Genomic DNA, 1,980 nt, shown 5'->3' with positions numbered 1-1,980 from the left:
GGTAGTGTCAAGTAATCTATGAAAAACTGAGCCGAAAAAAACAGGCTCAAATGAACCTTGAAAATTGCAGATATTGATTCCGAAAAGCTCTCCGAGGGCTCAGGGCGCTGCCCTGAGAACCCGCAAGGAACCGTCTACACTCCGTTCCGGTCGGCGCAAAGCGAACATCCACCGGATGTTCTGCGCCCCTTGACCCGATTTCGGGCGCTGCCCGAACCCGTCCTCGCCGGATGGCAGGAAAAGGGCGCAGCAGCCCCCTTTTCTGCTGGACAGGATGCTCCGTGAGCCTTATGTCAACAGACTTTCGCGGCATATCCTCACAGTCGGCTGTGCCGCCTGTTCCGGTATTCCACGGTTCTATTGACAACAGCCCCGCTCCGGTGCGGCAGTGCCGTTTTTCTGCATAGTCAGAATGGTCTGTTGGCCGAGGAAAATAAGAAGCTGCCACTTGCCCGGCATGTTGTCAGCGCCCTGCAGCATTGCTACCTCGTTGAGAACTTTATAGTGGTTATGTTTATGGGGCCTGAGGAAGTTGTAATAAGCAACCCAGAGCGCAAGGTCATAGTTGGCGCCGTCGATGTTATCGAAGCCGTTTGTATGCCGGTAAGAAGCCTTATAGGTGCGGTTGAGCCGTTCGATCATCTGTTTGAATGGGCGGTGCTGTGCAGAAACAGCATCGTCGTTGGTAAGTCCAATGACCTGAGTGATCTTGAAGGTGAAGTCTTTCCCGAACTTCTTTGCAAATTCCATTGCGGCGAGAGGATAGGCACTGTAGCCGTCAGCGATGAACTTAAAGTTCTCCGACAGTTTTGTAAGTCTCTGGAAAGCCATACGCATGGCGAGGATGCAGGGGCCGACACCACGGTTATCAGATACCTGATAGCCGATAATGGAACGAGTTGCAGCGTTCATGATAAGCCAGACGTAAGTATTGAGACCGCGGATTTTTATGTAGGTTTCATCGGCAGTAAAGACGTCCCCTTTTTCGTAAGGATACTGGTCAACAAAGGGCTTAATGCAGATGGCGGCGGTCTTGCAGTAGTTGGCGATCTGCTGATGGGAGATGCTGATGTTATACAGATCTTTGAGTGCCTGGGAGGTTTTTCGCAGGGACAGTCCAAGATTGACATGAAGGGTCAGGCACAGGGACATGACATGGGCATTGTGTTTACTGAATTTCAAGGAAGAGGCGTTCTTTGGCAGGGTGTTTAAGTCCATGCTGAAAAAATCCATCGTGAATTCGCGGTAGATGTAGTGGAGTTTATATTTGTTCTTGCCGTAATCCTCTATGAGGTTTTCCTTATCCACCTTTTTGAGGTTGTGGAGGTAGTAGGGGCATTTGGGATTGACGCACTTGTGGATGATAAAGTGTTTCCGGTCTTTTTTGGGAACAAGGGCATTTCCACAGTGAGGGCAGCGCAGCTTCATGGAAGAGAAGCGGCTTTCAGCTGGAGAGAATCTGGCAGCACAGATTTTACAGAGGAGCTGGCCTTTGGAGCCGTTATTCTTGTAAAGGAACGGTTTAGGGGCATCACAGCGTGGGCAGTGGCAGTCGTCAGGGATATCGCATTCAGAGCGGCGGCTGACGGGGCGGATTTTTTTGCCGTAGCGCTTTTCGTAGTAAGGGATGAGTTCTTTGTAAGTCCAGTCCTGTCGGAAGTCGGTAACCAAAGGGAGCTCATCAATCTTGAACTTCTGGTATTTAGGGGAATGGGAATCGTCAAAAGCCCACTGCTTGAGGGGGATGTATCTGCAGATGAAGTTAATTAACCAGCAGTTCTGTTGATAAAGGACTTGAATTGTCTGGAGTAAATAAAGTATAATGTCCATGAGCATTGGCTCCTTTCGTAGGATGTTTGTTTGGCGATAGACATTATACCAGAAAAGGGAGGTCAATGCTCTTTTTATAGCAAATTTCCCTTAAAATCAAGGTTTTTATTAGATTTTGCAACAAAAAAACAGGTAGTTTTTGACACTACC

At 48.7% G+C, this 1,980-nt stretch carries 3 protein-coding genes; 1 reads left to right on the top strand and 2 read right to left on the bottom strand.

Translation table 11 applies throughout. The features are described from left to right. Positions 1-46 precede the first annotated feature (46 nt). Positions 47-367, bottom strand: a complete 321-nt coding sequence (locus H8730_RS17230) for a hypothetical protein (RefSeq protein ID WP_249290283.1) — start codon at positions 365-367, stop codon at positions 47-49. Next, on the bottom strand, positions 358-1,218 hold the full coding sequence (locus tag H8730_RS17995; RefSeq protein ID WP_346726600.1) for a DDE-type integrase/transposase/recombinase: 861 nt from the start codon (positions 1,216-1,218) through the stop codon (positions 358-360). Before H8730_RS17995 ends, H8730_RS17230 begins: the two co-directional genes overlap by 10 nt. A 36-nt stretch (positions 1,219-1,254) precedes the next feature. Between H8730_RS17995 and H8730_RS17990 the strand changes: the two genes are divergently transcribed. Next, positions 1,255-1,770 carry a hypothetical protein gene (locus H8730_RS17990; RefSeq protein WP_346726599.1) on the top strand — a complete coding sequence of 172 codons (516 nt, stop codon included), beginning with the start codon at positions 1,255-1,257 and terminating at the stop codon, positions 1,768-1,770. Positions 1,771-1,980 lie beyond the last annotated feature (210 nt).

Origin of the sequence: Bianquea renquensis (assembly GCF_014384895.1) — a bacterium.
In the GTDB taxonomy this organism is placed as follows: Bacteria; Bacillota; Clostridia; order Lachnospirales; family Bianqueaceae; genus Bianquea; species Bianquea renquensis.
This window is presented reverse-complemented; position numbering and strand designations above follow the sequence as displayed.

Bases quoted from the DNA above. Each gene is read 5' to 3' on its own strand.
- H8730_RS17995 (WP_346726600.1), bottom strand. From the start codon at position 1,218: ATGGACTTAAACACCCTGCCAAAGAACGCCTCTTCCTTGAAATTCAGT.